This is a genomic window from Streptomyces sp. NPDC001530 (genome assembly GCF_042894545.1).
In the GTDB taxonomy this organism is placed as follows: Bacteria; Actinomycetota; Actinomycetes; order Streptomycetales; family Streptomycetaceae; genus Streptomyces.
Genome location: NZ_JBIAVS010000019.1, coordinates 223,507 through 231,198 on the forward strand (window position 1 = coordinate 223,507; position 7,692 = coordinate 231,198).

Consider the following 7,692-nt stretch of genomic DNA (forward strand, 5'->3'; position numbering starts at 1 on the left):
TCTCCTTTGTCCATGGGCACGTTCACCTCGTACGGCGCAGGGTGGCGGAACGGAACACCGCCTCGAGGAGGAGTGCCTTGCAGCCGTCAGACACGTTCGCCCCCAGCCGTAGAGCCGTCGTCGCGGCGGGAGCCGCAGCCGGGATCGGCGCCGCGCTCGGCCTGCCCGGCGCGGCCTCGGCGGCCCCCGGCTCCGACGAGACAGCCGCCCCAGGCGAGGACCTCGTCATCCGCTCCCGCGCCCTCGAAGTCCGCGTCGCCGCCGCCTTCCCGCGGATCGTCTCCTACACCGACCGCGCCACCGGCGCCGTCCTGTACGGCCAGGAGGACGAGGTCACCTCCGTCCTCATCGACAACGCCGAGCGCACCCCGACGGTCACCGCCACGGCGGGCGACGCCGTGGTCGCGTACCACCTCGCCTTCGACGGCGGCACCGTGATCGACGTCGAGATCGCGGTGACGGACCGTCAAGTGACCTGGCGCGTCGCGGAGATCGCGGACACCGCCACCCTCCCCGTCGGGACTCTCGGCATCCCCGGCCTCGCCCTGCTCTCCGTCCGTAGTGACCAGCCCGGCGCCCAACTCCTCGCCGCCCGGATCCAGTTGGACAAGTCCAAGAGTGGTGACACCCTGCTCACCCCGACCGCCGACAGCCCGGCCGACACCGCCACCGGATGCGCGTACGCCGTCGTCGCGCACCACGGACTCGCGGGCGCCGTGGAGACCAACACGGTCTACGACAAGCCCGACAGCGCGGCCGGTACCACCTGGGAGAACGGCCGACTCTGGCGCCAGACCGTCCGCAGAGACGGCTACGTCAAGGCGCAGCTCACCCCCGGCCAGTGGACCCATCGCGCGGCCACCGCGACCGACACCGAGCCCCTCCCGTACGCCACCGTGATCGTCACCGGCGACCGCAACGGCGACGGCGTGATCGACTGGCAGGACGCCGCGATCGCCTTCCGCGACATCATGGTCACCCCGCTCGGCGCCGACGAGACGTATCTGCGCGTCGTCCCGCACATCCCCTTCAACTTCGCCTCGCAGGCCACCCATCCATTCCTCGCCACCCTCGACAACGTCAAGCGGATCTCCCTGGCGACCGACGGACTGCGACAGTTCACCCTCCTGAAGGGCTACCAGTCCGAAGGACACGACTCCGCGCACCCCGACTACGCGGGCAACCACAACAAGCGCGCGGGCGGCCTCGACGACCTCAACACCCTGGTCGCAGAGGGAAAGAAGTGGAACAGCGACTTCGCCGTCCACGTCAACGCCACCGAGTCCTACCCGGTCGCCCACGCCTTCTCCGAGACCCTCGTCGACAAGACCAACGAGCAGTGGGACTGGCTGGACCAGTCCTACCGGATCGACCAGCGCCGCGATCTCGTCTCCGGGGACATCGTGCGGCGCTTCGCCGACCTCCGCGCCGAGACCGACCCCGCCCTCAACTCCCTCTACATCGACGTCTTCCGCGAGTCCGGCTGGATCTCCGACCGCCTCCAGCGCGCCCTGCGCGACCAGGGCTGGCACGTCACCTCCGAGTGGGGCCACGGCCTGGAGCGCTCCTCGCTGTGGTCGCACTGGGCGACCGAGACGGACTACGGACCCGACACCTCCCGCGGCATCAACTCACAGCTCATCCGCTTCATCCGCCACCACCAGAAGGACGTCTTCGCCGACAAGTGGCCCACCTTGCTGGGCATCGCCCGCATGGGCAACTTCGAGGGCTGGACCGGCAAGACCGACTGGACCTCTTTCTACGACCTGATCTGGACCCACTCGCTGCCCGCCAAGTACCTCCAGGCGTATCCGATCAGGACATGGGGCGAGCACGAGATCACCTTCTTCGGTCAGACGGGCACGTCCGTCTCCGACGCCGACGGCACCCGCCGCATCACCACCGACGGACGGCTCGTCTACGACGGCGGCACCTACCTCCTGCCCTGGGACCCGAAGAAGCCCACGAAGCTCTATCACTACAACCCTCAGGGAGGCAGCAGCATTTGGCGGCTCCCGCAGGCGTGGGAGGGCCTGTCCCGGCTCGCCCTGTACCGGCTCACCGACCAGGGCCGGGTGTTCCTGAAGTACGTCCCCGTACGCGACGGCAAGGTCACCCTCGACGCCGCGCCCAAGCAGCCGTACGTCGTCTACCGCACCCGCGTCTCCGACGCCTGCGACCCCTCCTGGGGCCAGGCCACTCCGCTCCACGATCCCGCCTTCAACTCCGGCTCCCTGAAGGGCTGGACGGTCAGCGGACCCGCCTCCGTCGAGCGCAGCGACCTCGGCGACTACGAGCTGGTGATCGCCTCCGGCGGTGCCGCCACCGTCTCCCAGCGGCTCACCCGCCTCAAGCCCGGCCCGTACGCCGCCTCCGTCCAGGTCGAGGTCGGCGAGAGCGCGGGCGACACGCGCAAGGCGTCTCTCCAGGTCCGTACCGCCGACGGTGTCACCGCCGTCAACTGGACCGAGACGTCCACCGCGGGCAACTATGTCGCCGCCGACCGCAAGCACGGCACCCGCTTCCAGCGGATGTTCACGTACTTCACCGTGCCCGAGGGCGGCGGCCCGGTCGACCTCTCCCTGCGTGCCGACGCCGGGCACGCGCGCGTGCGGTTCGACAACGTACGGGTCGTGGCGGCACGACGTACGACGAAGCAGGGCACCCTCGTCTTCGAGGACTTCGAGAACGTCCCCCAGGGCTGGGGCCCCTTCGTCAAGGGCGACGCGGGCGGCTCCACCGACCCGCGCACCCACATCGCCCAGCGGCACGCGCCGTTCACCCAGCGCGGCTGGAACGGCAAGGCGATCGACGACGTCATCGACGGCTCCGAATCGCTCAAGTCGCGCGGCGAGAACGACGGTCTGGTCTACCGGACGGTGCCGTGCACGGTCCGGTTCCGGCCGGGGCTGCGCTATCGGGTCTCCTTCCGCTACGAGAACGAGAAGGCCGGGCAGTACGCCTGGATCACCGCCGTCGACCGAGGGGCGGCGACGCGTGAGCTCGCCCGCACCGACCTCCCCGTCGCCACCGAACCGACCGAGCTGACCTATGAGTTCACCGCGCCGGGCCAGGGCGAGGCCTGGGTCGGACTGCGCAAGACCGGGGACGACGGCACGGCGGAGTTCGCGCTGGACTCCTTCGAGGTGACCGAGGTGACCGAGGTGACCGAGGTGACCGAGGTCGTCTGAGGCACCGGAGCGCCGTGGAACTCCGGGGCTTCCTGAAGCTCCAGCACCCACACGTCGTTGACGCCCGCCCGCCCGCCCGCGCCGCCCGCCACGGCAACCCCCTCCTGGAGGCCGAGACGGGCGCCGCCGTCCACGAACTCCTCGTCGCCCTGCGCCGCGCCCGCGCCGACCTCGCCCCCGACGGCGACGAGGTCCTGCAAGCCCTCGCCCGCGACGCGTTCCAGCCACTGTCCGTCGCCGAACACGCGGCCCGGCACGGCATGACCCCCGCCGAACTGCGCACCGCCGTCCGCCGCGGCGCCGGCTGCAGCCCCAAGGACCACCTCCTCGGCATCCGCCTGGGCCGCGCCAAGGAACTCCCCGTCGCCGCCGTCGCCCGCCGCGTCGGCTACGACGCCCCCGCCTACTTCTCCCGCCTGTTCACCCGCCGTGTCGGCATGGCACCCGTCCGCTTCCGCGAACAGCAGGGCCGGACCGTCCCCGGCGGCTGGAGCAACCAGATCCCGGACCCCGATGATCCACCTATGATCGAGCCGCTGCAGGCCAGATAAGGGCCGCGATCCGGCTCTCGCACGCCACGTGGGCGTCCACGATCCAGCCCTCGTACGCCACGTAGGGTGGGATGTCATGACCACCAGCAAGCCCCAGGAAGTCGATCCTGCCGTCAGCGCGGAGCTCGCCCGGCTGCGCGACAGCATCGACAACATCGACGCCGCCGTCGTTCACATGCTCGCCGAGCGCTTCAAGTGCACCCAGCAGGTCGGCCACCTCAAGGCCGCCCACCAGCTGCCGCCCGCCGACCCGTCCCGCGAGGCCCACCAGATCGCCCGGCTGCGCCGGCTCGCCGAGAGCGCCAAGCTGGATCCGGCCTTCGCCGAGAAATTGCTGAATTTCATCATTGCCGAGGTCATCCGCCACCACGAGCGCATCGCGGACGACGCGGGCAACGGTATGGACGACACGGGGGAGTGACACCGGGCGCTCGGAGCGGGCATCCTGCCTGAGCACTCTTCGCCGGGCACGCGCCGCCGGCACTTCCCGCCACAACCACGGGCGGACGTCGTGAGTCGGTACGGGCATAAGCTGGTATGTCCAAACGAGGGGACGTCGGGCCATGCCGTCGGATGCCAAGATCCTCATCGTCGACGACCATGAGGACACGCTGTACGCCCTGGAGAGCGCCCTGGCCCCGCTCGGCTACCTCGTGGCGCGGGCGACCAGCGGCGACGAAGCACTCAAGGAAGTCCTGCGCGGCCGGATCGGGCTGCTCCTCCTCGACGTGCGCATGCCCGGCGTCAGCGGCCTCGACGTCGTGCGCTACATGCGGCGCCTGGAGCAGACCCAGCACATCCCCATCATCCTGCTCACCGGCTTCGGCCCGGATGCCCAACTCACCTCCATCGCCTTCGGCCTCGGCGTCGCCGACCTCGTCATGAAACCCATCGACCCCTGGGCGCTGCGCACCAAGGTCCGCTACCTGTACGACACCCACCAGCGCCACCAGGCCCTCGAACGGGAGCTGCGCGAACTGCGCGCCCTCGTCAAGGAACGCTCCCCGAACCCCGCCCTCGCCCACCCCGAAACCCGGGTCCCGGTGCAGCGCGAGGCGCGCGCGGCGAAGCTGGAGCGGGACCGCACCCCGTAGCCGCCCGACGGCCATGCGTCCTGTAGCCGCCCCGGGGGCCATGCACCGCGTAGCCGACCGGGGCCCTGCACCCCGTAGCCGCCCAGGGCCGTGCGCTCCGTGACCGGCCGGTGGCAAAAGGTGCATGCCGGACCTCCTCTGTGCCCTGTCAGCGGCATCAGGCAGCATGTCCCCATGTCCGTACTGACGCGCGACGAAGCGCAGACCCGTGCCCAGCTCCTCGACGTCCACCACTACGGGATCGAGCTCGACCTGACCCGCGGGGGCGAGACCTTCGACTCCCGCACCGTCATCCGGTTCACCGCCCGCGCCGACGCGGACACCTTCGTCGAGCTGAAGCCCGCCGAGCTGCGCTCCGTCACCCTCGACGGGCAGCCCCTCGACCCCGAGACCCTCGTCGAGAACCGGCTGCCGCTCAAGGGCCTGACCGCGGGCGAGCACGAACTGCGCGTCGACGCCGCCATGCGCTACTCCCGCACCGGCGAGGGCATGCACCGCTTCACCGACCCCACCGACGGCGAGACCTACCTCTACACCCAGCTGTTCATGGAAGACGTCCAGCGCGTTTTCGCCGCCTTCGACCAGCCCGACCTGAAGGCCGTCTTCGACCTGTCCGTCATCGCCCCCGACGGCTGGACCGTCCTCGCCAACGGCGTCACCGAACACCTCGGCGACGGCAAGTGGCGGGCCGCGCCCACCCCGCTGATCTCCACCTACCTCGTCGCCGTCGCCGCCGGTCCCTGGCACTCCGTGCGCACCGAACACCGCGGCCTGCCCTTCGGCATCCACTGCCGCCGCTCCCTGGCCCCGTACCTGGACGCCGACGCCGACGAGATCCTCGACATCACCCGCGCCTGCTTCGACCGCTACCACGAGAAGTTCGACGAGCCCTACCCCTTCGACTCCTACGACCAGGCATTCGTCCCCGAATTCAACGCCGGCGCCATGGAGAACCCGGGCCTCGTCACCTTCCGCGACGAGTTCGTCTACCGCTCCGCCGTCACCGACACCGAGCGGCAGACCCGCGCCATGGTCATCGCCCACGAGATGGCCCACATGTGGTTCGGCGACCTCGTCACCCTGCGCTGGTGGGACGACATCTGGCTGAACGAGTCCTTCGCCGAGTACATGGGCTACCAGACCCTCACCGAAGCCACCCGCTTCACCGACACCTGGACCGACTTCGGCGTCGCCCGCAAGTCCTGGGGATACGACGCCGACCAGCGCCCCTCCACCCACCCCGTCGCCCCCGACCCGGACGCCGTCCCCGACACCGCGTCCGCCATGCTCAACTTCGACGGCATCTCCTACGCCAAGGGCGCCTCCGCCCTGCGCCAACTGGTGGCCTGGCTCGGCGAGAAGGACTTCCTCGCCGGCATCAACACCCACTTCGCCCGCCACAAGTTCGCCAACGCCACCCTCGCCGACTTCATCGACTCCCTCGCCGGAGCCACCGAACGCGATGTGCACGCCTGGGCCGACGCCTGGCTGCGCACCACCGGCGTCGACACCCTCACCCCCACGATCACCCAGGCCGACGGCTCCTGGGAGCTCGCCGTCACCCGCGACGGCAGCCGCCCGCACCGCATCGCCGTCGGCCTCTACGACCGGGACCTCACCGACGCCGGCCGCCTCACCCTGCGCGAGCGCCTCGACGTCGACGTCCCGCAGGCTTCACCGGCGGCGATCGGCAAGCGCCCCGCCCTGCTCCTTCTCAACGACGGCGACCTGTCGTACGCGAAGGTCCGCTTCGACCCCGACTCCTTCGCGGCCGTACGGGGCGCCCTGTCCGGCCTGCCCGACCCGCTCACCCGCGCCGTCGTCTGGAACGCCCTGCGCGACGCCGTACGCGACGGCGAACTCCCCGCCATGGCCTACATCGAGACCGCCCGCGCCCACCTCCCGCACGAGACCGACCTCGCCCTGGTCCAAGGCGTCCTGTCCTTCGCGGCCGCCCACGTGGCCGACCGCTACCTCCCCGCCGAGGACCGCCCCGCCGCCCTCGCCACCCTCACCGACCTGTGCCGCGACCTCATCCGCCGCACCGAGGACGGCTCCCACCCCGGCCTGCGCCTCACCGCCGTACGCCACTTCATCGACGTCGCCGCGCACCCCGACACCATCAGCGCCTGGTTCTCCGAAGGCACCGTCCCAGGCGGCCCCGAACTCGATCCCGAGCTGCGCTGGCGCATCCTCGGCCGGCTCGCCGTCCTCGGCGCCGTCGACGACGCCGTCATCGAGGCCGAACTTGTCCAGGATCCCAGCGCCACCGGCCAGGAAGGGGCCGCCCGCTGCCATGCCGCGTTGCCCGACCCCGAGGCCAAGCGGAAGGCGTGGGAGGCGATGTTCACGACCGACGACCTCTCCAACTACCTCTTCACCGCCACCGCCCAGGGCTTCTGGCAGCCCGAACAGTCCGACCTCGTACGGGAGTACGTCGAGCGTTACTGGCCCGATGCCGTGGCTGTCGCCGCCCGGCGCGGTCCCGCCATCGCCGAAGCCGCGGGCCGCTGGGCCTTTCCCGTCCACGCCATCTCCGCCGGCACCCTCACCCTCGGCGAAACCTGCCTCCGCGACGCCGACCCCATCCCGGCCCTCCGCCGCAAACTCGCCGACCAGCTCGACGACTTGGAGCGGGCGTTGCGGGTGAGGGAGGCGTAGGCCCAGACGGTTTTCGCCCCCTCCGCCCCTACCCGTCCCGTACCAGCCTTCGGCTGCGGGTGGGTGGGGGCTTGTCGCGCAGTTCCCCGCGCCCCTAAACGGGGCGCGGGGAACTGCGCAGTCTTTTAAGGGGTGGAGGGGCGAGGAAAATCAGTGGCGCGCTCGCTCGCGTGCCTCCGTCAGGCGGGCCAAGTG

Annotated in this window: 4 protein-coding genes and 1 pseudogene; all 5 read left to right on the plus strand. The window is 70.9% G+C overall.

Annotated elements, in window-relative coordinates:
- Positions 1 to 77 precede the first annotated feature (77 nt).
- Positions 78 to 3,191 carry an endo-alpha-N-acetylgalactosaminidase family protein gene (locus tag ACFY0T_RS35215; protein WP_388880045.1) on the plus strand — a complete coding sequence of 1,038 codons (3,114 nt, stop codon included), beginning with the start codon at positions 78 to 80 and terminating at the stop codon, positions 3,189 to 3,191.
- 77 nt (positions 3,192 to 3,268) lie between these two features.
- Positions 3,269 to 3,742, plus strand: a pseudogene (locus ACFY0T_RS35220) (helix-turn-helix transcriptional regulator); the annotation flags it as partial.
- Between the two features lie 76 nt (positions 3,743 to 3,818).
- A complete protein-coding gene (locus ACFY0T_RS35225; protein ID WP_388880048.1) occupies positions 3,819 to 4,163 on the plus strand; it encodes a chorismate mutase in 345 nt (114 codons plus the stop codon).
- A gap of 142 nt (positions 4,164 to 4,305) precedes the next feature.
- Positions 4,306 to 4,836 (plus strand): two-component system response regulator, encoded by a 531-nt coding sequence (locus ACFY0T_RS35230; protein ID WP_388880051.1) that lies wholly within the window; start codon positions 4,306 to 4,308, stop codon positions 4,834 to 4,836.
- Positions 4,837 to 5,010: 174 nt separating this feature from the next.
- The gene (gene pepN, locus ACFY0T_RS35235; RefSeq protein ID WP_388880054.1) at positions 5,011 to 7,497 is read left to right on the plus strand and encodes an aminopeptidase N; all 2,487 of its coding nucleotides are present in this window, start codon (positions 5,011 to 5,013) and stop codon (positions 7,495 to 7,497) included.
- Positions 7,498 to 7,692 lie beyond the last annotated feature (195 nt).